The sequence below is a fragment of the Burkholderia sp. KJ006 genome (genome assembly GCF_000262695.1).
GTDB classification, from domain to species: domain Bacteria; phylum Pseudomonadota; class Gammaproteobacteria; order Burkholderiales; family Burkholderiaceae; genus Burkholderia; species Burkholderia vietnamiensis.
Map to the genome: position 1 here is coordinate 2,013,380 of NC_017920.1, position 25,657 is coordinate 2,039,036.

General features: G+C 67.1%; 25 protein-coding genes. 8 read left to right on the top strand and 17 right to left on the bottom strand.

Going from position 1 to position 25,657, the window contains the following annotated elements; translation table 11 throughout:
* Positions 1 to 71: 71 nt before the first annotated feature.
* From MYA_RS09095 to MYA_RS09105, 3 genes are all read left to right on the top strand, one after another.
* Entirely contained in the window at positions 72 to 1,694 is a 1,623-nt protein-coding gene (locus MYA_RS09095) for an NAD(P)/FAD-dependent oxidoreductase (protein WP_014723262.1), read from the top strand.
* 739 nt (positions 1,695 to 2,433) lie between these two features.
* A complete protein-coding gene (gene mutS / locus MYA_RS09100; RefSeq protein WP_014723263.1) occupies positions 2,434 to 5,091 on the top strand; it encodes a DNA mismatch repair protein MutS in 2,658 nt (885 codons plus the stop codon).
* Positions 5,072 to 6,343 carry a metallophosphoesterase family protein gene (locus MYA_RS09105; protein WP_011885379.1) on the top strand — a complete coding sequence of 424 codons (1,272 nt, stop codon included), beginning with the start codon at positions 5,072 to 5,074 and terminating at the stop codon, positions 6,341 to 6,343. Before mutS ends, MYA_RS09105 begins: the two co-directional genes overlap by 20 nt.
* Here the strand turns inward: MYA_RS09105 and MYA_RS09110 are convergent.
* On the bottom strand, positions 6,323 to 6,871 hold the full coding sequence (locus MYA_RS09110; protein WP_011885380.1) for an FKBP-type peptidyl-prolyl cis-trans isomerase: 549 nt from the start codon (positions 6,869 to 6,871) through the stop codon (positions 6,323 to 6,325). The genes MYA_RS09105 and MYA_RS09110 overlap by 21 nt on opposite strands.
* A 32-nt stretch (positions 6,872 to 6,903) precedes the next feature.
* Here MYA_RS09110 and MYA_RS09115 point away from each other — a divergent pair, with 32 nt between their 5' ends.
* Both MYA_RS09115 and MYA_RS32570 read left to right on the top strand, forming a co-directional pair.
* Positions 6,904 to 8,124 carry a cupin domain-containing protein gene (locus tag MYA_RS09115; RefSeq protein ID WP_041493848.1) on the top strand — a complete coding sequence of 407 codons (1,221 nt, stop codon included), beginning with the start codon at positions 6,904 to 6,906 and terminating at the stop codon, positions 8,122 to 8,124.
* A 54-nt stretch (positions 8,125 to 8,178) separates the two neighbouring features.
* Positions 8,179 to 8,424: a hypothetical protein gene (locus tag MYA_RS32570; RefSeq protein ID WP_011657350.1), complete on the top strand. Its 246-nt coding sequence runs from the start codon at positions 8,179 to 8,181 to the stop codon at positions 8,422 to 8,424.
* 20 nt (positions 8,425 to 8,444) lie between these two features.
* Here MYA_RS32570 and MYA_RS31920 read toward each other — a convergent pair whose 3' ends face one another.
* The 11 genes from MYA_RS31920 to MYA_RS09165 form a co-directional block, all read right to left on the bottom strand.
* Positions 8,445 to 8,603, bottom strand: coding sequence for a hypothetical protein (locus MYA_RS31920; protein ID WP_014723266.1), 159 nt, complete (start codon positions 8,601 to 8,603; stop codon positions 8,445 to 8,447).
* Positions 8,604 to 8,771: 168 nt separating this feature from the next.
* Positions 8,772 to 9,548: an MBL fold metallo-hydrolase gene (locus MYA_RS09120; RefSeq protein WP_011885382.1), complete on the bottom strand. Its 777-nt coding sequence runs from the start codon at positions 9,546 to 9,548 to the stop codon at positions 8,772 to 8,774.
* Between the two features lie 4 nt (positions 9,549 to 9,552).
* Positions 9,553 to 10,698 (bottom strand): outer membrane protein assembly factor BamC, encoded by a 1,146-nt coding sequence (bamC, locus tag MYA_RS09125; protein ID WP_011885383.1) that lies wholly within the window; start codon positions 10,696 to 10,698, stop codon positions 9,553 to 9,555.
* Positions 10,699 to 10,809: 111 nt separating this feature from the next.
* Positions 10,810 to 11,715 carry a 4-hydroxy-tetrahydrodipicolinate synthase gene (gene dapA / locus MYA_RS09130; protein ID WP_041493849.1) on the bottom strand — a complete coding sequence of 302 codons (906 nt, stop codon included), beginning with the start codon at positions 11,713 to 11,715 and terminating at the stop codon, positions 10,810 to 10,812.
* 47 nt (positions 11,716 to 11,762) lie between these two features.
* Entirely contained in the window at positions 11,763 to 12,365 is a 603-nt protein-coding gene (locus MYA_RS09135; RefSeq protein WP_014723268.1) for a class I SAM-dependent methyltransferase, read from the bottom strand.
* A 9-nt stretch (positions 12,366 to 12,374) separates the two neighbouring features.
* Positions 12,375 to 13,577, bottom strand: a complete 1,203-nt coding sequence (locus MYA_RS09140) for a tryptophan--tRNA ligase (RefSeq protein ID WP_011885386.1) — start codon at positions 13,575 to 13,577, stop codon at positions 12,375 to 12,377.
* An 8-nt stretch (positions 13,578 to 13,585) separates the two neighbouring features.
* Complete coding sequence (locus MYA_RS09145) at positions 13,586 to 14,248, bottom strand: site-2 protease family protein (protein ID WP_011885387.1); 663 nt, start codon at positions 14,246 to 14,248, stop codon at positions 13,586 to 13,588.
* A gap of 45 nt (positions 14,249 to 14,293) precedes the next feature.
* On the bottom strand, positions 14,294 to 14,926 hold the full coding sequence (locus tag MYA_RS09150; RefSeq protein ID WP_011885388.1) for an L-threonylcarbamoyladenylate synthase: 633 nt from the start codon (positions 14,924 to 14,926) through the stop codon (positions 14,294 to 14,296).
* A 78-nt stretch (positions 14,927 to 15,004) separates the two neighbouring features.
* Entirely contained in the window at positions 15,005 to 15,835 is an 831-nt protein-coding gene (locus MYA_RS09155) for a 3',5'-nucleoside bisphosphate phosphatase (protein ID WP_014723269.1), read from the bottom strand.
* Between the two features lie 82 nt (positions 15,836 to 15,917).
* On the bottom strand, positions 15,918 to 16,808 hold the full coding sequence (locus MYA_RS09160; protein WP_011885390.1) for an alpha/beta fold hydrolase: 891 nt from the start codon (positions 16,806 to 16,808) through the stop codon (positions 15,918 to 15,920).
* Positions 16,809 to 17,066: 258 nt separating this feature from the next.
* Positions 17,067 to 17,924, bottom strand: a complete 858-nt coding sequence (locus tag MYA_RS09165) for a ferritin-like domain-containing protein (RefSeq protein ID WP_041493967.1) — start codon at positions 17,922 to 17,924, stop codon at positions 17,067 to 17,069.
* 151 nt (positions 17,925 to 18,075) lie between these two features.
* On the opposite strand from MYA_RS09165, the gene MYA_RS09170 reads away from it, so the two are divergent.
* The 3 genes from MYA_RS09170 to MYA_RS09180 all read left to right on the top strand — a co-directional run bounded on the left by MYA_RS09170 (position 18,076) and on the right by MYA_RS09180 (position 20,090).
* A complete protein-coding gene (locus MYA_RS09170; RefSeq protein WP_011885392.1) occupies positions 18,076 to 18,600 on the top strand; it encodes a gamma carbonic anhydrase family protein in 525 nt (174 codons plus the stop codon).
* Positions 18,601 to 18,625: 25 nt separating this feature from the next.
* A complete protein-coding gene (gene hslO, locus MYA_RS09175) occupies positions 18,626 to 19,573 on the top strand; it encodes an Hsp33 family molecular chaperone HslO (RefSeq protein WP_014723272.1) in 948 nt (315 codons plus the stop codon).
* Between the two features lie 163 nt (positions 19,574 to 19,736).
* On the top strand, positions 19,737 to 20,090 hold the full coding sequence (locus tag MYA_RS09180; RefSeq protein ID WP_011885394.1) for a hypothetical protein: 354 nt from the start codon (positions 19,737 to 19,739) through the stop codon (positions 20,088 to 20,090).
* Between the two features lie 97 nt (positions 20,091 to 20,187).
* Here the strand turns inward: MYA_RS09180 and ftsB are convergent, their stop codons facing one another.
* The 5 genes from ftsB to MYA_RS09205 all read right to left on the bottom strand — a co-directional run bounded on the left by ftsB (position 20,188) and on the right by MYA_RS09205 (position 25,606).
* Complete coding sequence (gene ftsB / locus MYA_RS09185) at positions 20,188 to 20,610, bottom strand: cell division protein FtsB (protein ID WP_011885395.1); 423 nt, start codon at positions 20,608 to 20,610, stop codon at positions 20,188 to 20,190.
* Positions 20,611 to 20,691: 81 nt separating this feature from the next.
* On the bottom strand, positions 20,692 to 21,975 hold the full coding sequence (gene eno, locus MYA_RS09190; RefSeq protein WP_011885396.1) for a phosphopyruvate hydratase: 1,284 nt from the start codon (positions 21,973 to 21,975) through the stop codon (positions 20,692 to 20,694).
* A gap of 105 nt (positions 21,976 to 22,080) precedes the next feature.
* A complete protein-coding gene (gene kdsA, locus MYA_RS09195) occupies positions 22,081 to 22,935 on the bottom strand; it encodes a 3-deoxy-8-phosphooctulonate synthase (protein ID WP_011885397.1) in 855 nt (284 codons plus the stop codon).
* Entirely contained in the window at positions 22,932 to 24,590 is a 1,659-nt protein-coding gene (locus tag MYA_RS09200; RefSeq protein WP_011885398.1) for a CTP synthase, read from the bottom strand. Before MYA_RS09200 ends, kdsA begins: the two co-directional genes overlap by 4 nt.
* Before the next feature lie 170 nt (positions 24,591 to 24,760).
* Positions 24,761 to 25,606: an alpha/beta fold hydrolase gene (locus tag MYA_RS09205; RefSeq protein WP_011885399.1), complete on the bottom strand. Its 846-nt coding sequence runs from the start codon at positions 25,604 to 25,606 to the stop codon at positions 24,761 to 24,763.
* Between the last annotated feature and the right edge of the window lie 51 nt (positions 25,607 to 25,657).

Here is a 25,657-nt window from a genome sequence, read left to right on the forward strand (position 1 = left end):
CCTCGCCTGCGCGCCGGCTCTCGCCTGTTTCAACACCGCCACGGCTTCGTGGCGACCGTATCCGAATACTCATGTTACGGCTAAGCGAAATCAAACTCCCGCTCGACCACCCCGAGAGCGCTCTCGAGGCCGCCATCCGCGCGCGCCTCGACGAGCTCGGCGTGCCGGCAGACGGGCTTCTGCGCTACACGGTGTTCCGCCGTGCGCACGATGCGCGCAAGCGCGCCGACATCAAGCTCACCTACATCGTCGATGTCGAGGTCAAGGACGAAGCGGCCGTGCTGCCGCGACTCGCCGGCACGCCGCATTGCGGCGTCACGCCCGACATGACGTACCACTTCGTGACGAAGGCGCCCGAGCACGGCAACTTCCTGCGCCCGGTGGTGATCGGGATGGGGCCGTGCGGGCTCTTTGCCGGGCTGATCCTCGCGCAGATGGGCTTTCGCCCGATCATCCTCGAGCGCGGCAAGGCCGTGCGCGAGCGCACCAAGGACACGTTCGGACTGTGGCGCAAGAGCGTCCTCAATCCCGAGTCCAACGTGCAGTTCGGCGAAGGCGGCGCCGGCACGTTCTCCGACGGCAAGCTGTACAGCCAGATCAAGGATCCGCATCACTACGGCCGCAAGGTGCTCGACGAGTTCGTCAAGGCCGGAGCGCCGGAGGACATCCTGTATCTGAGCCGGCCGCACATCGGCACGTTCCGCCTCGTCAGCATGGTGGAAAAGATGCGCGCGACGATCCACGCGCTCGGCGGCGAAGTGCGCTTCGAAACCCGCGTCGAGGACATCGACATCGAGCAGGGCAAGGTTCGCGCGCTGAAGCTGTCGAACGGCGAAACGCTGCGCTGCGATCACGTGGTGCTGGCCGTCGGCCACAGCGCGCGCGACACGTTCCAGGTGCTGCACGATCGCGGCGTGTTCATCGAGGCGAAGCCGTTCTCGCTCGGCTTCCGGATCGAGCATCCGCAGGGCTTGATCGACCGCAGCCGGTTCGGCAAGTTCGCGGGCCACAAGCAGCTCGGCGCGGCGGATTACAAGGTGGTCCACCACTGCAGCAACGGGCGCGCGGTGTACAGCTTCTGCATGTGCCCGGGCGGCACGGTCGTCGCGGCGACGTCCGAGCCCGGCCGCGTGGTCACCAACGGCATGAGCCAGTATTCGCGCGCCGAGCGCAACGCGAACGCGGGGATCGTCGTCGGCATCACGCCGGAAGACTATCCGGGCGGCCCGCTCGCGGGCATCGCGTTCCAGCGCAAATGGGAGGAACGCGCGTTCGAGCTCGGCGGCGGCGATTACAGCGCACCGGGCCAGTTGGTCGGCGATTTCATCGCGGGCCGGCCGTCGACGTCGCTCGGCTCCGTCGTGCCGTCGTACAAGCCGGGCGTGCGGCCGACCGATCTCAGCACTGCGCTGCCCGACTACGTGATCGAAGCGATTCGGGAAGCGCTGCCGCAGATCGACAAAAAGATCGCCGGCTTCGCGATGCACGATGCGGTGCTCACCGGCGTGGAGACGCGCACGTCGTCGCCGATCCGCATTCGGCGCAAGGACGATTACCAGAGCGTGAACGTCGAAGGTCTGTATCCGGCCGGTGAAGGCGCCGGGTATGCGGGCGGCATCTACTCGGCGGCCATCGACGGGATCGAAGTCGCGCAGGCGCTGGCGCTCGATCTGATGTCGAAGCAGGCGTCCTGACGTCGGCGGCAGGCTCGGCGCGCGATGGCTGCGGCGCCGAGCCGATCGTCATGCCGTCGCGGCCCTGCTCCAGAACGTTCGCGTTCCGTGAGAGTGCGTCGTGCGCCGGTTACGCGAACCGCCGCGCTCGCGCTTTCGACGGTCGGCCATCGCCGGTCGATACGCACGACACTCGGTCAAGCGGCAAGCGAACGGTCATGCGGGCGTCGTTACGGCGATCGTCGGCGACCTTACGTAAAGAAGCCACCGCAGCGATCATCCTGCTAATCGTCAAGACCGAGTAGCACGTTTCTGTAATGGGCGCGCGCGACACGGACCACAGCTTGCCCGAAGACGAATCCGCCCACGGCGCCTCCGACAACCGCTCCCACGACCGGATGCCCCGCCCTTGCACTGAGCCCGGCCCCAAGTGCCGCGCATAGAGCGCACGCGAGCAAACCGGCCCATGTCTGCCAATGGCGCCAGCTACGAAAATACGCGCGTCGCCAGTTGACGCGCCTGTCGCGCGCAGGCAGATTCGCCAGTTCGGGGATGCTCTTCAACGTCCAAAAGACTTCCATCGCCGATCTCCTCCCCGGTTGTTCACGCCGTGGAATCGTATGCGATCGGGCGCGATGTCGACAGACCGGAAGCGTCCCGCTCTGAACGCGCGCAACTGGCCGAACGGCGAACTTCGCGCTTGTCGGTCGGGGCCGCTGGTAAACTCGGGCAACCCAAGCAACAACTTTACGCCGGATCTATGACCACGCTGTCGCCCGAGGCCTTTGCTGGCCACACCCCGATGATGCAGCAGTACTTGCGCATCAAGGCCGACCACCCGGACACGCTCGTCTTCTACCGGATGGGCGACTTCTACGAGCTGTTCTTCGAAGACGCCGAGAAAGCCGCGCGTCTGCTCGACCTGACGCTTACCCAGCGCGGCGCATCGGCGGGCAACCCGATCAAGATGGCCGGCGTCCCGCACCACGCGGTCGAACAGTATCTGGCGAAGCTCGTGAAGATGGGCGAATCGGTCGCGATCTGCGAGCAGATCGGCGATCCGGCCACCTCGAAGGGCCCGGTCGAGCGCAAGGTCGTGCGCGTCGTCACGCCCGGCACGCTGACCGACGCGGCGTTGCTGTCGGACAAGAACGACGTCTATTTGCTGGCGATGTACACCGGCCACAACAAGCGCGGCGTCGCGGTCAATATCGGCCTCGCGTGGCTGAATCTCGCCAGCGGCGCGCTGCGGCTCGCCGAAATCGAACCCGACCAGCTCGGCGCGGCACTCGAGCGCATCCGCCCGGCCGAAATTCTCACCGCAGACGGCGCGACCGACGCCGTGCCGGCCGGCGCAGGCGCGGTCAAGCGCGTGCCGGCGTGGCACTTCGACATCGCGTCGGGCACGCAGCGCCTGTGCGACCAGCTCGACGTTGCCGGCCTCGACGGCTTCGGCGCCCATTCGCTGACGAGCGCATGCGGCGCAGCCGGCGCGCTGCTGCTGTATGCGGCAGCTACGCAGGGCCAGCAGCTACGGCACGTGCGCAGCCTGAAGGTCGAAAGCGAAACCGAATACATCGGCCTCGATCCGGCGACGCGCCGCAACCTCGAGCTGACCGAAACGCTGCGCGGCACCGAATCGCCAACGCTGTATTCGCTGCTCGACACCTGCTGCACGACGATGGGCAGCCGCCTGCTGCGTCACTGGCTGCACCACCCGCCGCGCGCATCGGTCGCCGCGCAGTCACGCCAGCAAGCGATCGGCGCGCTGCTCGATGCGCCCGCCGACGCAAACCTCGACGCACTGCGCAGCGCGCTGCGCCAGATCGCCGACGTCGAACGGATCACCGGGCGTCTCGCGCTGTTGTCCGCACGGCCGCGTGATCTGTCTAGCCTGCGCGACACGTTCGCCGCCCTGCCGGCACTGCGCGAGCGCATCAGCGCGATCGTCGCGAACGCCGATGCGCTCGCCCGTGTCGACGCGGCGCTCGCGCCGCCCGCCGAATGCCTCGACCTGCTGACGAGCGCGATCGCGCCCGAGCCGGCCGCGATGGTGCGCGACGGCGGCGTGATCGCGCGCGGCTACGATGCGGAGCTCGACGAACTGCGCGACATCTCCGAGAACTGCGGTCAGTTCCTGATCGACCTCGAAGCGCGCGAGCGCGCACGCACGGGCATCGCGAACCTGCGCGTCGAATACAACAAGGTGCACGGCTTCTACATCGAGGTCACGCGCGGCCAGACCGACAAGGTGCCCGACGACTATCGCCGCCGCCAGACGCTGAAGAACGCCGAGCGCTACATCACGCCCGAGCTGAAGACCTTCGAAGACAAGGCGCTGTCCGCGCAGGAGCGCGCGCTGGCTCGCGAGCGCGCGCTGTACGACGGCGTGCTGCAGGCGCTGCTGCCGTTCATCCCCGAATGCCAGCGCGTCGCGTCGGCGCTCGCGGAGCTCGACGTGCTCGCGGCCTTCGCCGAACGTGCGCGCACGCTCGACTGGGTTGCGCCCACCTTCACCGACGACATCGGCATCGAGATCGAGCAGGGCCGCCATCCGGTCGTCGAAGCGCAGGTCGAGCAATTCATCGCGAACGACTGCCGGTTCGGCGCCGATCGCAAGCTGCTGCTGATCACCGGCCCGAACATGGGCGGTAAGTCGACGTTCATGCGGCAGACGGCGCTGATCGCGCTGATGGCGTACGTCGGCAGCTACGTGCCGGCGAAGTCGGCGTGCTTCGGGCCGATCGACCGCATCTTCACGCGGATCGGCGCGGCCGACGACCTCGCGGGCGGCCGCTCGACGTTCATGGTCGAGATGACCGAAGCCGCGGCGATCCTCAACGACGCGACGCCGCAAAGTCTCGTGCTGATGGATGAAATCGGGCGCGGCACGTCGACGTTCGACGGCCTCGCACTCGCATGGGCGATCGCGCGTCATCTGCTGGCGCAGAACGGCTGCTACACGCTGTTCGCGACGCACTACTTCGAGCTGACGCAACTGCCGAGCGAATTCCCGCAGGCGGCGAACGTCCACCTGTCGGCCGTCGAGCACGGCCACGGCATCGTGTTCCTGCATGCGGTCAACGAGGGGCCGGCGAACCAGAGCTACGGGCTGCAGGTCGCCCAGCTCGCGGGCGTGCCGGCGCCGGTGATCCGCGCGGCCCGCAAGCATCTCGCGTATCTCGAGCAGCAGTCGGCCGCCCAGCATACGCCGCAGCTCGACCTGTTCAGCGCCCCGCCCGCGGCGGCCGACGATGTCGAATGCGCCGACGCGCCGGCGCCGTCCGACGCCACGCACCCGGCGCTCGACCGGCTGCGCGACATCGATCCCGACGACCTGAAGCCGCGCGAAGCGCTCGACTTGCTGTATGAACTGCGGACGCTCGTCCGCTCGCACGATGCCGACGGGCACGCATAAACGCGTTGCACGGGGCCGGCGCGCCGGCCTTGCCGCCGCGCTGACTGTGGCGGCGCTCACGCTCGCCACGGCCGGCGCGTTGGCGGCCACGCCCAAACGCGGTGCGGCGCCCTACTCGTTCGCGGTCGTGTCGAGCGTGATCGACGTGCCGGCCGACGAACCGGCCGCGCAACGGCTGTTCGAAGCGATCGCACGCGAACGCAGCGTCGCGTTCGTAGTCTATGCGGGCGACATCAAGGGCGCGAAGGAAGCGTGCCGCGATTCGCTGTATGCGCAGCGCGGTGCAATCCTGAGCGCGACGCGCGTGCCTCTGGTGTTCATTCCCGGCAACCACGACTGGGTCACGTGCGGCACCGCGGCCGGCGGCGGTTACGATCCCGTCGAACGGCTGGATTTCCTGCGGCAGACCTTGCTTGCCGACACCGCGCTGCCCGATCCCGGCGCGCTGCCGATCACGCGCGAAAGCGAAGTCGCACGGTTCCGGCCGTATCGCGAAAATGCACGCTGGATCCGCGATGACGTCGTCTATATCGCGCTGAACGCACCTGGGCCAAACAACCATTTCCTGACGGCCGGCGGCCGCAACGGCGAATTCGAGGATCGTGTGATCGCGAACGGTTTCTGGCTCGACCATGCAGCCGAATTCGCGAAGCGGCGCGAAGCGCGCGCGATGGTGGTGATCTTCGAAGGCGACCCGCAGTTCGATCGCTACGAACGCGCCGAACGCTTTGCGTGGCTGCGCTTCAACCGGCCGCGCGCACGCGACGGCTTTCGGGAACTGAAACGGGCGCTGGTGAAGGCGGCCGCGACATTCCGCGGCCCGATCCTCGTGATGCACGCGAGCGGCGAGCCGCTCGCGAACGGTTTTCTGATCGATCGCCCGCTGCATGCGGACGATGGCGCGCTGGTCGGCAACGTGACGCGCGTCGCGTTCGGCCCGCGCCATCCGGCGCATCAGTGGGTGAAGGTCAATGTGTCGCCGGCCCGGCAGACCGTCTTCAGCGTGAGCCTGCAGGACGTGCCGAAAGACGTGCCGGTGCCGCCTGCCCTGCCGGCGGCACCCCGCAACGACGTGCCGCTGCCGCAGATGCCCGAGATCCCCGCGTTGCCGGCGCTGCCCGATGCGTCATCGGTCGCGCCGCCGCTGCAGGGCGACGGCACGACGCCGGCCGGCGCGTCGTGGCCGGCGCCGCCCCCTGCTTCAGGGCCGGCGTCCGGCCAGCCTGCCAGCTCAGTGCAGGGTGCGCCCTGACGGCGTGTCGCCGTCTTCCTCTTCGTCCTCGTCTTCGTCGACGATCTCGAGGCCTTCCGCGCCATGCGCGTGCTCATGCTCGATCTCGTCCTCGGTCGCTTCGCGAACGTCCTTGACGGTGAGTGCGAAGCGCAGCGCCATGCCGGCGAGCGGATGATTGCCGTCGAGCACGACCTTGTCTTCGGCGATGTCGGTGACCGTGTAGATTAGCGAATCCACTTCCTCGTCGGCGTCCTCCGGCGTGCCTTCAAACTGCATGCCGATTTCGAGCGGTTCGGGAAAACGATCGCGCGGCTCGACCTTCACGAGTTCGGGATCGTAGTCGCCGAACGCGTCCTGCGGCTCGAGCTGAACCTGCGCCTGGTAGCCGGGCTCCTGGCCGTCGAGCTGTTCCTCGATCTTGGGGAACGTGCCATCATAGCCGCCGTGCAGATAGACCATCGGCTCGTCGCTTTCCTCGATCAGATTGCCTTGCGCATCCGACAGCTTGTAAGCGACCGACACGACGGTGTTTTTTGCGATTTTCATCCAATTCTCCCAATTACAACTGTCATTATACGATGCGCAACCGGTCTCCAGCCGAACCGCGGGAAGCCGCTGCCGCCCCATTCGGCGCGCCGCCTTCCGATCTTCCCACACCGCTGCTCGGCGGTCTCACGCCGGCGCAATTCATGCGCCGCTACTGGCAGAAAAAACCGCTGCTGATCCGCCAGGCGATTCCCGGCGTGAAGCCGCCGCTCACGCGCGATGCGCTGTTCGACCTCGCTGCAGACTATGACGCCGAATCGCGTCTGATCACGCATTTTCGTAACAAGTGGCAACTCGCGCACGGGCCGTTCGAACCGGGCGCGCTGCCGGCCGTGTCGCGCAAGGCGTGGTCGCTGCTCGTGCAGGGGCTCGACCTGCACGTCGACGCAGCGCGCGCCCTGCTCGACCGCTTCCGTTTCATTCCGGACGCGCGGCTCGACGACCTGATGATTTCGTACGCGACGGACGGCGGCGGTGTCGGCCCGCACTTCGACTCGTACGACGTGTTCCTGCTGCAGGTCGAAGGCCGACGCCGCTGGCGCATCGGCGCGCAGAAGGACCTGTCGCTGCTGCCGGACGTGCCGCTGAAGATCCTCGAGCATTTCGAGCCGAGCGACGAATGGGTGTTGGAGCCGGGCGACATGCTGTACCTGCCGCCGCACATCGCACACGACGGCGTGGCCGAAGGCGAATGCATGACCTGCTCGATCGGATTCCGGGCACCGTCGGCCGGCGAACTCGGCGCACAATTCCTGTACTACCTCGCCGAACGCGGCGGCCTGCGCGACGCGCGCGGCGACGAACTGTACCGCGACCCGAAGCAACCGGCCGTGGACACGCCGGCCGAGCTGCCGCCCGCGATGGTCGAACGCGTCGCCGAGATCGTCAACGCGATTCGCTGGCGCAAGCGCGACGTCGCCGAATTCCTCGGCTGCTATCTGAGCGAGCCCAAATCCAACGTGGTATTCGAGCCGCCGGCACGCGCGCTGTCGGAGGCCGCATTCGTCAAGCAGGCTGCCCGTCGCGGCGTATCTCTCGACAGAAGGGCCACATTGATGTATAACGCGCGCTCGTACTTCATTAATGGCGAAGAGGAACCGCTCGAGCAAGCCGGCGAATGGCTGCCCGAACTGGCCAATCTGCGCCACATGGAGGCGAAACGGTTTGTAACACTATCCCGGGTTCCCTCAATGACAGCCTTACTGCACGAGTGGTATTGTGCGGGCTGGATACGGGTCGGAAGCCGGATTTAGTGGACTACCCCGTATGCCCATGCAGATCAAATTTTGTATGGGAAAGACAACGTATTGACCCCGCATTTGTCGACGGTCGATAGGAAAGTGCATATAATTTCCGCCCAAGCCGTAGGGAAGATTCACGCTCTAGAAGTGCGTCTCCACCAGCGGCCCAGGTCGGTGTTGGAGCACATTACCGGTATTGTTTCGCGCTGTTGCTTACCTTTAACCATAAAAGGACGTGATCATGAAGAAATCCCTCCTCGTAGCTTCCCTGTTGGCTGCTGTTGCACTGGCTGCTTGCAACAAGAGCGCTGATCAAGCTGCTTCGTCGGCTGCTAGCGACGCCGCTGCTGCTGCTTCGTCGGCTGCTTCGGCAGTTGCTGGTGCTGCGAGCGACGCTTCGGCTGCAGCTTCGTCGGCTTCGGCTGCTGCAAGCGACGCAGCTGCTGCTGCGCCGGCATCGGCTGCTTCGGCAGCTCCGGCTTCGGGCGCAAGCCAGTAAGCCTCAGCGTCAGCTGAAAAAAAACCGGCCCGATGGGCCGGTTTTTTTATGCCTGCGGTTTGCGCGCATCGCGCACCGCATCGAAGGCCATTCGGCCCGGGCGCTGACGCGCGCCGCTTCTGCTCTCCCGCTCCGCCGCCTTGCGCTATCCCCCGCTCGCTCAGTCGAGCGCCAGCCAGTCGAAACCCGCGTCCTGCGTCGCCACGACCACCTCGTCGCCATCGGTGCCCAGCACGCCCGCAAACGCCTGGCGGGCCAGTTCGGGACGGTTGTTCTGCTGGCTCAGATGCGCGGCCACCAGATGCCGCAGCCGGCTACGTTCGAGCGAGGCGAGAATGCCGGCCGCCGCATCGTTGCTCAGATGGCCGTGACTGCCGCCGATCCGCGCCTTCAGCGACTGCGGATAGCGGCTTCCGGCGAGCATCGCCGTATCGTGGTTCGATTCGAGCACCAGCGCGTCGCAGCCGCTCAGCACGGTCGTGATGTGCGGCGTGGCCATCCCGACGTCGGTCAGCACGCCGAGCCGGCGGCTACCGTCCATAAAGACGAACTGGAGCGGCTCGCGCGCGTCGTGCGGCACCGTATAAGGGATCACGGCCAGATCGCGGATGGCGGCCGTCTCGTCGCCCCACAGCACGTGCAGATCGACATCGGCCTCGTCCGCGCCCACCGCGCGCGCCGTGCCCCAGCTCATGTAGAGCGGCAGCGAAGCGCGCCGCGCCAGCGTCAACGCGCTGCCGACGTGGTCGCTGTGCTCGTGGGTGATCAGAATCGCATCGAGATCGTCGACGCCGAGATTCAGGCGGCCGAGGCGGCGCTCGACCTCCTTCGCAGAAAAACCGCAGTCGAGCAGCACGCGCGTGGTCGTCGTGCCGCTCGCGACTTCGACGACCAGCGCGTTGCCTTCGCTGCCGCTACCAAGGCTCGCGAAGCGCACGCGCTTAGTTCAGTTGCGCGTGCAACAGCGAAATGATCCGCTGCGCGTCCGACGAATTGTCGATCTGGCCGTTCGCGTCGACCACCGCGACCTGCGTGCCGCCGTTGCCCTGCGCACGCACGTTGACCAGATATTCCTTGCCGGGCTTGGCTGCCGACGGGCCGCCGTAGAACAGCTTGCCGAACAGGCCGTCGCGCTTCAGCTCTTCCATCGTGTTCGCGTAACGAACCGTGTACAGGCCCTTCTCGCGGTCGCGGTTGTCGACGGCGAAGTTGGTCCGGTCGAGTGCCAGACCCACGCGCAGCCATGCGCGATCGAACGATTCGGCGAGTTGCAGCGTCGCGGCGCCGCCGCTCGTGTCGCGGACCTGAGCCGGCGCGGTGGCCGGATGCGCGTCGGCGAGCAGCTGCTTCGCCTGCGCGTCGGTGAGGCCGAACTTCTGCATCAGCTTCGACAGGAACACGGCCTCGAGCACCGGATTGCGCGGCCGCTCTTCCCAGCGCGACGACGTGCCGCCCTGCGGGCCGACCATCATTTCTTCCATCGCGCTGTGCGTGATCGAGATGTCGGTGTTGCCGTCCGGCGTGCGGTTCACGAGCGTGCGGAAGCGATCGCGCGTGCCCGACGAATATGCGAAGTCGATGACCTTGCCGATCGTGCGGCGGAACCAGTCGTCCGGGATGTTGGCGCGATTCTCGGCCCAATCGGTGGCCATGATGCCCGTCGACGGCGCATCGGTCTTCAGCGAGAACCCGTTCTCCTGCCAGAACTCCTTCAGGATCGGCCACAGCTGCTCGGGCGTGCGGCCGTCGACGACGAGCCAGCGGCGATCGCCGTCGCGCTCGATGTGCATGCCGAGCGGGTCCTGCGCGCTCGGGACGCCATCGGTCGCATTGCCGGCAGCCGTCTGCGCCCGCGGCGGCAGCGTGCCGAGGCCCGCATTGCTCGGCGGCGCGACGAACTGCTGCGTGGTCGGCACCGGCTTCAGGTCGCTCGGTACCGCGAGCGGCGGCGCCGAGCCCGTGTTCTTGTAGTTGACCCGGTCGGGAGCCAGATAATCGTTCAGCGTATCGCAGCCGGCGAGCGCACCCAGCGCCAGCGTCATCACCGAGACCTGGATGGCGCGTGAGGAAAAGGCGAAACGTTTCATGAAATCCTTCGTCTTGCTAGAACGCTCGTCAGGAGCGGCGCCGGACGGAGCCGGCCGGTGCGGGTTGATGAGGGGTCGAGCCGGCGGCCGCAGGACGCGGCCGCCCGCGCATCAGGCGAGGACGCCGGCCTCGACGAGGGCCGAACGCACGGCGTCGTGGCAGCGCTCGTCGAGCGGCGTGAGCGGCAGGCGGATGCCGCCCTGCATCTTGCCCATCGCCTGCAGCGCCCATTTCACCGGAATCGGGTTCGCTTCGATGAACAGGTTCTTGTGCAGCGACAGCAGCTTCATGTGCAGCGTGCGCGCCGTCGCCACGTCGCCGGCCAGCGCCGCGCGGCACAGGTCGCTCATCGCACGCGGCGCGACGTTCGCCGTCACCGAGATGTTGCCGTGGCCGCCGAGCAGCATCAGCGCGATCGCGGTCGGGTCGTCGCCGCTGTAGATCGCGAAATCCTTCGGCGCGGCCTTGATCAGGTGGGCGGCACGGTCGATGTTGCCCGTCGCTTCCTTGATGCCGATGATGCCGGGCACCTGCGCGAGGCGCAGCGTCGTCTCGTGCGCCATATCCGCGACCGTGCGGCCCGGCACGTTGTACAGGATCACCGGCAGGTCGACCGCTTCGGCGATCGCCTTGAAGTGCCGGTACATCCCTTCCTGCGTCGGCTTGTTGTAGTACGGCACGACCTGCAGCGTCGCGTCGGCGCCGACCGCCTTCGCCTGCTTGGTCAGCTCGATCGCCTCCGCGGTCGAATTGCCGCCCGCGCCCGCGATGATCGGGATGCGTTTGGCCGCATGCTCGACCGCCGTGCGGATCATCAGCACGTGTTCTTCGACGTTGAGCGTTGCCGACTCGCCGCTCGTGCCGACCACGACCAGCGCATCGGTGCCTTCCTCGATGTGCCAGTCGATCAGTTTGCGGAACGCCGGCAGATCGAGACTGCCGTCTTCGAGCATCGGGGTGACGATCGCGGGGATGCTGCCGCGGATTTGAATGCCGTCTTGGGTGCCGTTAGCCATGAAACGCGATTGATTGATGTACCGGTAAACGTTGAGATTGTAGCGGATTAGCCGCGCAGTTCGTAACGTGGAATTCCCGCCCCTGCCGTCGCGGGTGCGCACTCGCGCACCGCGCAGATGCGCTGAACGAACGCGGCGCGCGGCCCGGCGACGAATCCGTCCTCGTACGCGACCACCCGCAGATGCCCGCGCACGGCGTCCAGCAACTCGCCCGGCGCGAGCAGGAATGCCGGATTGGACGGCTTGCCGACCGTTTCGTTTCCTTGCGCGAAGGTTTCGTAGATCAGCACGCCGCCCGGCGCCACCGCATCGACCAGATGGGGCCAGAGCGGCCGATGCAGGTAATGGGTGACGACCACCGCGGCAAACGACGCGCCGGCCGGCAACGGCCACGGCGCGCCTTCGAGATCGGCTTCGCGCACGTCCACGCCGGGAATCGTGCGCAGCGCCGCGAGCGCGGCAGCATCGCGATCGAGCGCGACGACGGCGTGCCCGCGCGACGCGAACCAGCGCGCGTGGCGGCCGCCGCCCGCGGCGACGTCGAGCACCGCGCCGCCCGCCGGCGCCAGATGCGACCAGCGCGCGACCCAGCCTGACGGCTCGGTCGCGGCGACGTGGCAGCCGGCGGCCGCGATGATGGGTTCGCGCATGCGCTCGACTCAGGTGTACGACAGGCCCATTGCCTCGCGCACGTCGCGCATCGTCTCGACCGCGTGCTTGCGCGCCTTGTCGCAACCGTCCGCGACGATTGCGCGCAGCAGCGACGGATCGTCCATGTACTTCTGCGCACGCTCGAGCATCGGCTGCTGTTCGCGCAGGATGCCTTCGACGACCGGCTGCTTGCAGTCGAGACAGCCGATGCCGGCCGAACGGCAGCCGTTCTGCACCCACTCGTGCGTGGTGGCGTCGGTATAGACCTGATGCAATTGCCACACCGGGCACTTGTCGGGATCGCCCGGATCGGTGCGGCGCACGCGCGCCGGATCGGTCGGCATCGTGCGGACCTTCTTGGTGATGGTCTCCGCATCCTCGCGCAGGCCGATCGTGTTGCCGTACGACTTCGACATCTTCTGGCCGTCGAGGCCCGGCATCCGCGACGCTTCGGTCAGCAGCGCCTGCGGCTCGACGAGGATGATCTTGCGCGCGCCTTCGAGATAGCCGAACAGCCGCTCGCGGTCGCTCATCGACAGGCTCTGCGATTCCTGCAACATCGCGCGCGCCTGCTCGAGCGCCTCGTCGTCGCCTTCCTGCTGGTATGCGTTGCGCAGCTCGTGATAGAGCTTCGCACGCTTGCCGCCCAGCTTCTTCGCCGCCTCGAGCGCCTTCTCCTCGAAGCCCGGCTCGCGGCCGTACAGGTAGTTGAAGCGGCGTGCGATCTCGCGCGTCATCTCGACGTGCGGCACCTGGTCTTCGCCGACCGGCACCAGCGAGCCGCGATACAGCAGGATGTCGGCCGCCATCAGCACCGGGTAACCGAGGAAGCCGTAGGTCGACAGATCCTTGTCCTTCAGCTTCTCCATCTGCTCCTTGTAGGTCGGCACGCGTTCGAGCCAGCCGAGCGGCGTGCTCATGCCGAGCAGCAGCGCGAGCTCGGCATGCTCGGGGACCTTGCTCTGGATGAACAGCGTCGCCTGGGTCGGATCGATGCCGGACGCGAGCCAGTCGATCAGCACGTCCCACACGTTCTTCTCGATGACCTCGGGCGTTTCGTAGTGCGTCGTCAGCGCATGCCAGTCGACCACGCAGAAGAAGCACGGGTACTCGGACTGCAGCTTCACCCAGTTTTTCAGCACGCCGTGGTAGTGGCCGAGGTGCAGCGACCCGGTGGGTCGCATGCCGGAGAAAATACGATCTGGGAACATGGTTGTCGTTAGAAAAGCGAGGCGAAGGGGGACAGGATGGCGCTCAGCACGCCGGCTGCGGCATTCACGAGCGGACGCAGCCAGAAGTTCGTCAGCACGCCGGTCATGACCAGCAGCAGCACGATGATGAAACCGTACGGCTCGATGCGCGACAGCGCGATCGACTGCTTCGGCGGCAGCAGCGCCGCCAGGATGCGGCCGCCGTCGAGCGGCGGCAGCGGAAAGAGGTTCAGCACGCCGAGCACCAGGTTCGCGCTGACGCCCGCATAGGTCATCCGCGTGAAGAACGGCTCGTCGATGCCGGCGGCGGCCAGCACGACGGTCAGCATGCCCCACAGCAGCGCCTGCACGAAATTGCAGGCCGGCCCCGCGAGCGACACCCACAGGCTGCCCCAGCGCGGATTGCGCAGATTGCCGAACGATACCGGCACCGGCTTCGCATAGCCGAACAGGAACGCGCCGCCGGTCAGCACGTACATCGCGAGCGGGATCGCGATCGTGCCGAGCGGATCGATGTGCCGCATCGGATTGAACGACACGCGCCCCATCACGTACGCGGTGTTGTCGCCGAGCAGCCGCGCGGCATAGCCGTGCGCGGCCTCGTGCAGCGTGATCGCGAAGATCACGGGCAGCGCGTAGACGGCGATGGTCTGTATCAGGGAAGCATCCATATCGCGTTATTGTAACAAGCGCGCTCGCGCAAAAATGAATGGCGCTTACGCGGCCGACAACCCGAACGGTTCGAGCGCGCCGCGCCCGGCGCGCACGAGCTGCGGCGCGTCGCCCGTCAGGTCGATCACGGTCGACGGTTCGCGCGGGCACGCGCCGCCGTCGATCACCAGATCGACCTGCTTCTCGAGCCGCGCGCGGATGTCCTCCGGATCGTTGAGCGGCTCGTCGTCGGGCGGCAGGATCAGCGTCGTGCCGAGCAGCGGCTGGCCGAGCGATTCGAGCAGCGCGAGCGTGATCGCGTGATCCGGCACGCGCAGCCCGATCGTCTTGCGCGACGGGTGCGACAGCCGGCGCGGCACCTCCTTCGTCGCCTGCAGGATGAACACGTAAGGGCCCGGCGTCACCGACTTGATCAGCCGGTACTGGCGGTTGTCGACCATCGCGAAATTGGCCAGCTCCGACAGGTCGCGCACGAGCAGCGACAGATGCTGCTTCTCGTCGAGGCCGCGAATCCGGCGCACGCGCTCGACCGCGTCCTTGTCGTCGAGGTGGCACGCGAGCGCGTAGCTCGAATCGGTCGGCATCGCGATCACGCCGCCCTTGCTGACGATGTCGGCGGCCTGCTTGACGAGGCGCGGCTGCGGATTATCGGGATGAATCCTGAAGAACTGGGACATGAAGGCACGTAAAGAGGAAGGAGTCGGAGCGCGCCCGGGCGGCCGCGCGAACGGCGCGCGGCGCGCGGCCGCGCCGCGTCAGAGCCAGCGCTCCCAGACCGGTTTCAGGTCGGACGGCAACGGCGGCAGGCTGCCGAGCTCGACGCGACCTTCGCCCGGTGCGTGGAAATCCGACCCGCTCGACGCCTCGAAGCCGAAGCGGCGCGCGACGTCCGCGTATTCGCGATATTGATCGGGCGTGTGGCTGCCCGTAATGACTTCGATCGCGCGGCCGCCGAGATCGATGAATTCCGCGAAGAAGGCGTCGAACTCGACCGGCGTGTAGCGGTAGCGCCCCGGATGCGCGATCACGGCCTCGCCGCCGGCCGCGCGAATCCACGCGACCGCGTCGGACAGCGTGGCCCAGCGATGCGCGACGAAGCCCGGCTTGCCGTCGCCGAGCAGGCGGTCGAACACGTCCGTCAGCGATTCGGCGTGGCCGTTCTCGACCAGGAAGCGCGCGAAATGGGTGCGCGAGATCAGATCGGGGTTCGATACGTACTTCAGCGCGCCTTCGTAGGCGCCCGGGATGCCGAGCGTCTCGAGCTGCGCGCCGATCGCCCGCGCGCGCGCCGCGCGGCCGTGGCGGGTTTGATAGAGGCCGTCGATGAGCGCCTGGTTCGACGGATCGATGTTCAGCCCGACGATGTGCACCGTGCGCGACGCCCACGTGACCGAAATCTCGACGCCGCTCAGGTAACGCATGCCCAGCGCTTCCGCTTCGCGACGCGCCGCCGCCTGACCGCCGAGCTCGTCGTGGTCGGTCAGCGCCCACAGGGTCACGCCGCCCGCATGGGCGCGGCGCGCGACGTCGGCAGGCGACAGCAACCCGTCGGAAACATTCGAATGGCAGTGGAGATCAGCGTTCATTGTCGGTATGGCAGGTGAAACTTCATTCTACTGCAATGCGGCAATTGCGCTGGCCGCCTGCCCTGCCGCCGACGCCGCCGGCTCACGCGCAGAACGCCTCGATCAGCGCCGCGATCTGCGCCGGCTGGTCGTGATGGACCATGTGGCCGGCATCCTCGACGAGCTTCTCGCGCCAGTCGGCGAATGCGGCGAAGCGCGCCTTGAACTCCGGCAGCGGAATGTCGCCGGCGAGATACGCGAGCGTCGGCGAATTGACGGCCTCGACGTGCAGCACCTTCGCGCGCACCTGCTTCCAGATCGCCATTACCTCGTCGAGCCGGTACAGTTGCGGACCGACCATCTTGTGCGCGGGATCGGCCAGCAGGTGGTACTGGCCATCGTCGCCGCGCTTCGACCAGTGCGCGGCAAGAAACGCGGCGCGACGCGGATCGAGGCGCGGATTCGTCTTGATCAGCCGGGCCGCCACGTCGTCGAGCGACGCGTAAGGACGCAGGACCGGCGGCTCGCGCAGCTCGTCGAGCCAGTTGCGCAGGCGGCGCGGCGCCTGTTCGGCGCGCGCCGGCGCGAGCCCGAAGCCTTCGAGGTCGACCACGCGCCGGACGCGCTCGGGCCGCACGCCCGCATACATGCAGACGACGTTCGCGCCCATGCTGTGCCCGACCAGATTCACTTCGCCGGTCGGCGCGTAGTGATCGACGAGCGCATCGAGGTCGCCCAGGTAGTCGTGGTACCAGTAGTGCCCGCCGCCCTGCCGTGCGACCGGCCAGTCGGACAGGCCGAAGCCGCGCGCATCGGGCGCGATCACCTGCCAGTCGCCCGCCAGCGCCTCGACGACGAACTGGAACGACGCCGCGACGTCCATCCAGCCGTGCAGCATGAACAGCGTCGGCGCATCGGGCCGGCCCCAGCGCCGCACATGCAGCTTGACGCCGCGCACCGTGATGAAATCGGAAACAGAACTCGACATACCCATTGCAACCGCCAAAAAAGAATGATCGTTCGATTATAGCGACGGCGCCTGTTTTCCGGCGTGCCGCTGTCCGGGGCGCCGTCGAGGCGGCGCTCTAGCGGTGCGACCGCATGGGCTGAGAGGCGCGCCCGGTATCGCCCGGCGCCGGCCACCGCCGCGCGGGACGGAACGCGCCGCGTGTCGTGACGACGCGTGCTGGCCTCACGGACATCACGGCGATTTTTCGCAGCGTTCGCCGCCCCCATCGACCGCGCGGCCCGGCTAACCCGCTGCGCTGCCGCTTGCCGCGTCGTGTGCGGCCAGTTCGTCGAGTTCCGCCTGCTCGAAGCCCGCCGTGCGGCGCGCCTCGAAATTGAACGGGCCGCGCAGCCGCGGCGCGTGGTACTGCACGGCGAGTTCGCGGTACGCGCTGACCGGATCGCGGCCGGCTTCGTCGCACAGGTGCCGAAACCAGCGATTGCCGATAGCGACGTGGCCGATTTCGTCGCGCAGGATCACGTCGAGGATCGCGGCGGACGCATCGTCGCCTGCCTGCACGAGCCGTGCGCGGATCGGCGGCGACGCGTCGAGCCCGCGCGCCTCGAGCGTGCGCGGCACCAGCGCCATCCGCGCGAGCACGTCGTCGCGGGTCCGCTCGCACATTTCCCACAGGCCGTTGTGTGCAGGGAAATCGCCGTATGCGTGACCGAACTCGGCGAGCCGCCCGCACAGCAGCGTGAAATGATGGGCCTCTTCCGCGGCGACCTTCAGCCAGTCCGCGTAGAACGCCTGCGGCATCGCGGCGAAGCGCCATACGGCGTCGAGCGCGAGGTTGATCGCATTGAACTCGATGTGGGCGAGCGCGTGCAGCAGCACCGCGCGCCCCGCCGGCGAACGCATGCTGCGCCGCTCGAGCTGACGCGGCTCGACCAGCGGCGGGCGCGCCGGCCGGCCCGGCAGCTCGGCCGGTTCGTCGAAGCGGAGCGCCGGCGCGATCACGGCCAGGCCGGCAAGCCAGGCCCGCTGCAGCTCGCCGACTTGCGCGGCTTTCGCGACCGGCTCGCATACGCGCAGCGCGTCGAGCGCGGCACGGCGCACGCAGACCGGCGCCGTGGCGGATTGGGAAGACTCGATGCTCATCGAACGGGAATCGTCCATGCACGGCGCGAGAGCGCCGGCACGCGACGGTTTACAATAGAGGTTTGTGCCGCGCCGCATCCATCGCGTCGCGCCCGGCACGCCAGACGCGTCATTCTACCGGCGCCCATCATCGAAGAGACCAGGAGACTCCGTGACGATCTACAAACTGGGCGATACGGCCCCGACGATCCACGAAAGCGTGTTCGTCGCCGATACGGCGGCCATCATCGGCAAGGTCGTGCTCGAGCAGAACGCGAGCGTGTGGTTCGGCGCGACGATTCGCGGCGACAACGAGACGATCACCGTCGGCGCCGGCAGCAATGTCCAGGAAGGTGCGGTCCTGCATACGGACCCCGGTTTCCCGCTGACGATCGCCGAGAACGTGACGATCGGACATCAGGCGATGCTGCACGGCTGCACGGTCGGCGAAGGTTCGCTGATCGGGATTCAGGCGGTGGTCTTGAATGGTGCGGTGATCGGCCGCAACTGTCTGGTCGGTGCCGGCGCGGTCGTGACGGAAGGCAAGACGTTCCCGGACAACTCGCTGATTCTCGGCGCACCGGCGAAAGTCGTGCGCGAGCTGTCGGCAGACGACATCGCGCGGTTGCGCGCCAATGCGAAGACGTACGTCGAGCGCCGTGCGCATTTCAAGGAGCAACTCGTGCGGATCGGCTGATCCGCGCGGATTTCAAGGAACCAGAGTGAGCGACCAGTTACAGAAATTCATGTTCAATTCGGCACCCGTGCGCGGCGAGATCGTGTCGCTGCGCAACACCTGGCAGGAGGTGCTGACCCGCCGTGACTACCCCGCCCCGGTGCGCACGGTGCTCGGCGAGATGATGGCCGCGTGTGCGCTGCTGTCCGCGAACCTGAAATTTCACGGCACCCTGATCATGCAGATCTTCGGCGACGGGCCGGTCCAGATGCTGGTCGTCCAGTGCAGCTCGGACCTGTCGATGCGCGCCACGGCCAAGTTCGCCGGCGAAGCCAGTACGATCGGCGACGACCTGGCGTTCGCGTCGCTCGTCAACGCGAGCGGCCATGGCCGTTGCGTGATCACGCTCGACCCGGCCGACAAGCTGCCGGGCCAGCAGCCGTACCAGGGCATCGTGCCGCTGAACGGCGTCGACGGCCCGCTCGAATCGGTGTCGCAGGTGCTCGAGCACTACATGCACCATTCGGAGCAGCTCGACACGCGCCTGTGGCTCGCGGCCGATCGCGACCGCGCGGTCGGCATGCTGCTGCAGAAGCTGCCGGGCGACGGCGGCATCGTGCCGCGCAATGCCGAGACCGACGCCGACACGTGGGAGCGCGTCTGTACGCTCGGCGGCACGATGTCGGCGAAGGAGCTGCTCGAAGTCGAGCCGGAGGTCGTGTTCCGGCGCCTCTTCTGGCAGGAGAACGTGCAGCACTTCGAGCCGGCCGGCACGCGCTTCCAGTGCACGTGTTCGCGCGAAAAGGTCGGTGCGATGCTGCGCATGCTGGGCCGCGACGAAGTCGACAGCGTGATCGTCGAGCGCGGCCACGTCGAAATCCACTGCGAGTTCTGCAACCAGCGCTACGAATTCGATCCGGTCGACGTCGCGCAGCTGTTCGCCGCGCCGGAACTCGGGACGGGCATCACGCCCGCGACCGAACAGCGCCACTGAGCCTGCAGCCTCGCGTCCCGACTCGCGAGTGCGACGTCGGCGCGGGCGCATAATGGAGGCACTCGCAACACGGGGCCGGCGCCGACGCATCACCGGCCCGGCCTCAGTCACAAGCCGCTTGCCGCGGGCCTTGCCCGCGTCCGGCGCGCCGCTGGAGAAACCCATGCATCAAACCTTCCGCACGCTCCTTCTGACCGGCATCGCCGCCGGCACGCTGGCACTCGCCGGCTGCGCGGTGCAGCCGCCTTCGTCGACGATCCTGAGCCGTCTGCCCGAACCGGGCGCAGCCGGCGGCCAGCCGCCGACCTTGTCGAGCGCCGAGCGCAAGCGCTACGACGAGATCGATCGGCAGGCGATGCGCGAACAGCACGAAGCGATGGCGGCCGAAGCCGCGGCGCGTGCGTGGGCGAATTACACGCCGCCGCCGGTGAACTTCTACGGCGGCTATTCGAGCGGCGGCTGGGGAAACCGGTGGGGCACCGGCGTGACCTACGGCTATCCGGGCTGGTGGTGGTGACACCCGAGCGCGGCGGCGGCTTCGATTGAAAACTGTCGGGAAATAAAAAAGCGCGGTATTTCCCGCGCTTTTTCAATGATTCGGATGCCCGCAGCGCTCAGTGATGAGCGCCCTTCTTCTCGCCACCGTGATGTCGTGACGGCCGCGCGATCGACTGCGGATTCGGTACGACGCGCACCGGCGCCGAGGACACCGCGCCGCGCGTCGACGTGCTCGACGGCGTGTTGTTGAGCGGCAAGGCCGGCGCGTTCGGCGACACGAACTGCACGAACACCTCGCCGTCCTTCACCATCCCCATCTCGTAGCGCGCACGCTCCTCGATGGCCGCGGTGCCGCTCTGCAGATCCTGCACCTCACCGGCGATCCGCTCGTTGCGCAGCTTCTCGTCCGCGTTCTTCTGCAGCTGGTCGCCGAGCTGCTGGCGCAGTTCGTGCACCCGCAGCCAGCCGCCGTGTCCCCACCATAGGGGGTACTGAATGAGCGCCAGCAAGGCAATCAGGACGACAGTGACAAGCCGCATGTAAGAGACGCAGATATAAGAAGCGCCGCTCAGCGCATGTGCACAGAGCGGCGTCGAGATGACGAACCCGATAGTAGCGCGTTAGCGCAGGTTATAGAAAGCCGATTTGCCCGGGTAGCTGGCGATGTCGCCGAGGTCTTCCTCGATACGCAGCAGCTGGTTGTACTTCGAGATGCGATCGCTGCGCGACAGCGAACCCGTCTTGATCTGACCGGCGTTCAGGCCGACCGCGATGTCCGCGATCGTCGAGTCTTCCGTTTCGCCCGAGCGGTGCGAAATCACGGCCGTATAGCCCGCGCGCTTCGCCATTTCGATCGCCGCGAACGTTTCGGTCAGCGTACCGATCTGGTTGATCTTGATGAGGATCGAGTTCGCGATGCCCTTCTCGATGCCTTCCTTCAGGATGCGCGTGTTCGTGACGAACAGGTCGTCGCCGACCAGCTGGACCTTCTTGCCGAGGCGTTCGGTCAGCAGCTTCCAGCCGTCCCAGTCGCCTTCGTGCATGCCGTCCTCGATCGACACGATCGGGAACTTGTCGGCCAGCGTCGCGAGGTAGTCGGTGAATTCGGCCGACGACAGTTGCAGGCCTTCGCCCGCGAGCTGGTACTTGCCGTCGTGATAGAACTCCGATGCCGCGCAGTCGAGCGCGAGCAGCACGTCTTCGCCCGCACGGTAGCCGGCCTTTTCGATCGCCTGCAGGATCGTCGACAGGCACTCGTCGTTGCTGCCGAAGTTCGGCGCGAAGCCGCCTTCGTCGCCGACTGCCGTGCTCATGCCGCGGTCGCTCAGGATCTTCTTCAGCGCGTGGAACACTTCCGCGCCGCAACGCAGCGCTTCGCGGAACGTCGGCTGGCTGACCGGCACGATCATGAATTCCTGGATGTCCAGGCTGTTGTTCGCGTGCGCGCCGCCGTTCACGATGTTCATCATCGGCACCGGCAGCTGCATCGCGCCCGAGCCGCCGAAGTAGCGGTACAGCGGCAGGCCGGCTTCTTCGGCCGCTGCCTTCGCGACGGCCATCGACACGGCCAGCATCGCGTTCGCGCCGAGGCGCGACTTGTTGTCGGTGCCGTCCAGCTCGAGCAGCGTCTTGTCGAGGAACGCCTGTTCCGACGCGTCGAGGCCCATGATGGCTTCGGAGATTTCGGTGTTGATGTGCTCGACTGCCTTCAGCACGCCCTTGCCGTTGTAGCGGCCGGCTTCGCCGTCACGCAGTTCGATCGCTTCGCGCGAGCCGGTGGACGCGCCCGACGGCACCGCCGCGCGGCCCATCGTGCCCGATTCGAGCAGCACGTCGCATTCGACGGTGGGGTTGCCGCGCGAATCCAGAATCTCGCGGCCGATGATATCTACGATTGCACTCATGGGTTTCCTCTGAGAATGACGATGGATTCTTCAAGCTGCGACGGCACGCGTGCCGAACCTGCTGTCGCTACAGACGCGCAAAGCCGCCGCAAGGTTCATTCGGTCTTAGTTGAAATCGTTTTCCAGCAGCGGATTGCGCTTCACCGCCTGGTCGAGCGTGACGAGCGTCTCGAGCAGCGCGCCCATCCGGTGCAGCGGCACCGCGTTCGGGCCGTCGGACTTCGCTTCGGCCGGATTCGGATGCGTTTCCATGAACAGGCCGGCGACGCCCGTGGCGACCGCGGCGCGCGCGAGCACCGGCACGAATTCGCGCTGACCGCCCGAGCTCGTGCCCTGCCCGCCCGGCAGCTGCACCGAGTGCGTCGCGTCGAACACGACCGGCGCATTCGTTTCGCGCATGATCGCGAGCGAGCGCATGTCGGACACGAGGTTGTTGTAGCCGAACGAGACGCCGCGCTCGCACGCCATGAAGCGGTCTTCCGACAGACCGGCTTCGCGTGCGGCGTCGCGCGCCTTGTCGATCACGTTCTTCATGTCGTGCGGCGCGAGGAACTGGCCTTTCTTGATGTTGACCGGCTTGCCCGAGCGCGCGCACGCGTGGATGAAGTCGGTCTGGCGGCACAGGAACGCGGGCGTCTGCAGCACGTCGACGACCGACGCGACCTGCTCGATCTCGTCGATCGAATGCACGTCGGTCAGCACCGGCAGGCCGAGCTGGCGCTTCACCTCGCCGAGGATGCGCAGCCCCTCGTCCATTCCGAGGCCGCGAAACGACTTGCCCGAGCTGCGGTTCGCCTTGTCGTAGGACGACTTGTAGATGAACGGAACGTTCAGCTTCGCGCAGATTTCCTTCAGGCGGCCCGCGGTGTCGATCGTCATCTGCTCCGATTCGACGACGCAGGTACCCGCGATCAGGAAGAAGGGCTGGTCGAGGCCGACCTCGAAATCGCACAGCTTCATGCTTCTGCTCCGCGCGCTTGCTTGTTGGCGAGCGCCGCTTCGACGAACGACTTGAACAGCGGATGACCGTCACGCGGCGTCGACGTGAATTCCGGGTGGAACTGGACGCCGACGAACCACGGGTGCATCGAACGCGGCAGTTCCATCATCTCCGGCAGATCCTCGCTCGGGGTACGGGCGCTGATGATAAGGCCGCCGGCTTCGAGCTGGGGCACGAAGCGGTTATTGACTTCATAACGGTGGCGATGGCGCTCGTTCACGTCCTTGCCGTAGATCTCTTCGGCCATCGTGCCGGGCTTGATCGGGCAGCGTTGCGAGCCGAGCCGCATCGTGCCGCCGAGATCGGACGACTCGGTGCGCGTCTCGACCTTGCCTTCGCGGTCGTACCACTCGGTGATCAGCGCGACCACGCGTTCCGGCGTGTCCGGATCGAACTCCGTGCTGTTCGCCTGCTTCAGGCCGACGACGTCGCGTGCGAACTCGATCACCGCGAGCTGCATGCCGAGGCAGATGCCGAGATACGGCACTTTCGCCTCGCGCGCATAGCGGATCGCCGCGATCTTGCCTTCCGTGCCGCGACGGCCGAAGCCGCCCGGCACCAGCACGGCGTCGAGATGCTTCAGGCTGTCGACACCGTTCGACTCGATCTCTTCGGAGTCGATGTACTCGATGTTGACCTTCGTCGACGTGTGCAGCGACGCGTGGCGCAGCGCCTCGATCAGCGACTTGTACGACTCCGTCAGATCGACGTACTTGCCGACCATGCCGATCGTCACTTCGTGCTTCGGATGCTCGAGCTTCTCGACGAGCTCCGACCACATGCTGAGGTCGGCTTCCTTCGGCGACAGCTTCAGTTCGTCGCAGATGATCCGGTCGAGGCCCTGGTCGTGCAGCATCTGCGGAATCTTGTAGATGCTGTCGGCATCCCACACCGAAATCACCGCGTCTTCCGGCACGTTCGAGAACATCGAGATCTTCTTCGACTCGTCGTCGGGAATGCGGCGGTCCGCACGGCACAGCAGCACGTGCGGCAGGATGCCGATCTCGCGCAGCTTCTGCACGCTGTGCTGGGTCGGCTTCGTCTTCAGCTCGCCGGCCGTCGCGACGTACGGCACGAGCGTCAGGTGCACGAAACATGCGCTGTTGCGGCCGAGGCGCAGGCTCATCTGGCGCGCAGCCTCGAGGAACGGCAGCGATTCGATGTCGCCGACCGTGCCGCCGATCTCGACGATCGCGACGTCCGGCTCGCCGCAGGTGGCCGATGCCGCGCCGCGCTCGATGAATGCCTGGATTTCGTTCGTGATGTGCGGGATCACCTGCACGGTCTTGCCGAGATAATCGCCACGGCGCTCCTTGCGGATCACCGATTCGTAGATCTGGCCCGTCGTGAAGTTGTTGGCCTTGCGCATCTTCGTGCTGATGAAGCGCTCATAGTGGCCGAGGTCGAGGTCCGTCTCCGCACCGTCTTCCGTCACGAACACTTCGCCGTGCTGAAACGGGCTCATCGTGCCGGGGTCGACGTTGATGTAGGGATCGAGTTTGAGGAGGGTGACTTTCAGACCGCGCGATTCGAGGATCGCGGCGAGGGAGGCGGCGGCAATACCCTTGCCGAGGGAAGAAACTACGCCGCCGGTGACGAAAACATATTTGGTCATCGCTGAATGCTCGCGGGAAAAACGGATTATACCGTAAAGCCCGCCCTTCTCTCAGCAATTGACGTGATGATCGCGCCCTTTCGCGCAGTGCCGCGCCAGCCGTGCGCGGCCGGGCGAAACGACCGGCCGGCCGGTGCGGCGGCGCCTTGCGCGGCGCGGCGGACGCCGCGTCAGCCCCGCTGCACGAGCGCCGCGCGATCGCGCGGCCCGTCGCCCTCCGCCGCTTTCAGCGAATTCAGCATCCGCTGCAATGCGCGGGCCGTCTCGATCGGCCGCTCCATCGGGAACAGATGGCTGCCCTCGAGCCACTCGATGCGCCCGTGCGCGGCCCGGTGCGTCGCATCGAGGCCGACCTGGCGCACTTCGCGCGAGCGCGTGCCGGCGAGAAAGCCGACCGGCACCGGCGCGCCGTGCGCGAGCCGCGGACCGAGCGTGTGCGGCAGCGTGCGGTAGATCAGGTATTCGACCTGGCGGTCGAACGCGAGCGTGCGCGCGCCGTCGGCGCCGGCCTGCGGAATGCCGTAGTCGATGTAGTCGGACAGCATGCGCTCGTCCCAGCGCGCGAACGCGGGCTTCTCGCGAAAGTGCCGCCACGCTTCGTCGCGGCTCGCCCAGTGCGTGCGCCGCTTGCGCGTCGCGGCCGCCGGCGACAGCCGCTCGTCGAGCCCGGCCCATTGGCTCGCGCGCAGCGCACCGGCGCGCCATCCCGCGATGATCGGCGAATCGATCATCACGACGCCGCGCACCCAGTGCGGTTTCTTCAGCGCGGCCATCAGCGACAGGTAGCCGCCGAGCGAATGGCCGACGAGCCACACCGGGCGCTCGTAGCGGCGGCCGATGTCGTCGAGCAACTGATCGACCAGATGCGGCCAGTCGCGCGTCACCGGATAGCGGCGGTCATGACCGATGCGCTCGATGTAACGCAGCTCGTAATCGTCTGCCAGCTCGGCGAAGATGGTCCGGTACGTCGATGCCGGAAAGCCGTTCGCATGCGAGAAGTGGAGGATGTCCTTCAAATGCCGATGTCTCCTGTGTCGGCACGCGCCACGCGTCGCACCGTTATCGCG

Coding starts and splice junctions, on each gene's coding strand:
- MYA_RS09095 (WP_014723262.1), top strand. CDS start 72: ATGTTACGGCTAAGCGAAATCAAACTCCCGCTCGACCACCCCGAGAGC.
- mutS (WP_014723263.1), top strand. CDS start 2,434: ATGACCACGCTGTCGCCCGAGGCCTTTGCTGGCCACACCCCGATGATG.
- MYA_RS09105 (WP_011885379.1), top strand. CDS start 5,072: ATGCCGACGGGCACGCATAAACGCGTTGCACGGGGCCGGCGCGCCGGC.
- MYA_RS09110 (WP_011885380.1), bottom strand. CDS start 6,871: ATGAAAATCGCAAAAAACACCGTCGTGTCGGTCGCTTACAAGCTGTCG.
- MYA_RS09115 (WP_041493848.1), top strand. CDS start 6,904: ATGCGCAACCGGTCTCCAGCCGAACCGCGGGAAGCCGCTGCCGCCCCA.
- bamC (WP_011885383.1), bottom strand. CDS start 10,698: ATGAAACGTTTCGCCTTTTCCTCACGCGCCATCCAGGTCTCGGTGATG.
- dapA (WP_041493849.1), bottom strand. CDS start 11,715: ATGGCTAACGGCACCCAAGACGGCATTCAAATCCGCGGCAGCATCCCC.
- MYA_RS09135 (WP_014723268.1), bottom strand. CDS start 12,365: ATGCGCGAACCCATCATCGCGGCCGCCGGCTGCCACGTCGCCGCGACC.
- MYA_RS09140 (WP_011885386.1), bottom strand. CDS start 13,577: ATGTTCCCAGATCGTATTTTCTCCGGCATGCGACCCACCGGGTCGCTG.
- MYA_RS09145 (WP_011885387.1), bottom strand. CDS start 14,248: ATGGATGCTTCCCTGATACAGACCATCGCCGTCTACGCGCTGCCCGTG.
- MYA_RS09150 (WP_011885388.1), bottom strand. CDS start 14,926: ATGTCCCAGTTCTTCAGGATTCATCCCGATAATCCGCAGCCGCGCCTC.
- MYA_RS09155 (WP_014723269.1), bottom strand. CDS start 15,835: ATGAACGCTGATCTCCACTGCCATTCGAATGTTTCCGACGGGTTGCTG.
- MYA_RS09160 (WP_011885390.1), bottom strand. CDS start 16,808: ATGGGTATGTCGAGTTCTGTTTCCGATTTCATCACGGTGCGCGGCGTC.
- MYA_RS09165 (WP_041493967.1), bottom strand. CDS start 17,924: ATGAGCATCGAGTCTTCCCAATCCGCCACGGCGCCGGTCTGCGTGCGC.
- MYA_RS09180 (WP_011885394.1), top strand. CDS start 19,737: ATGCATCAAACCTTCCGCACGCTCCTTCTGACCGGCATCGCCGCCGGC.
- ftsB (WP_011885395.1), bottom strand. CDS start 20,610: ATGCGGCTTGTCACTGTCGTCCTGATTGCCTTGCTGGCGCTCATTCAG.
- eno (WP_011885396.1), bottom strand. CDS start 21,975: ATGAGTGCAATCGTAGATATCATCGGCCGCGAGATTCTGGATTCGCGC.
- kdsA (WP_011885397.1), bottom strand. CDS start 22,935: ATGAAGCTGTGCGATTTCGAGGTCGGCCTCGACCAGCCCTTCTTCCTG.
- MYA_RS09200 (WP_011885398.1), bottom strand. CDS start 24,590: ATGACCAAATATGTTTTCGTCACCGGCGGCGTAGTTTCTTCCCTCGGC.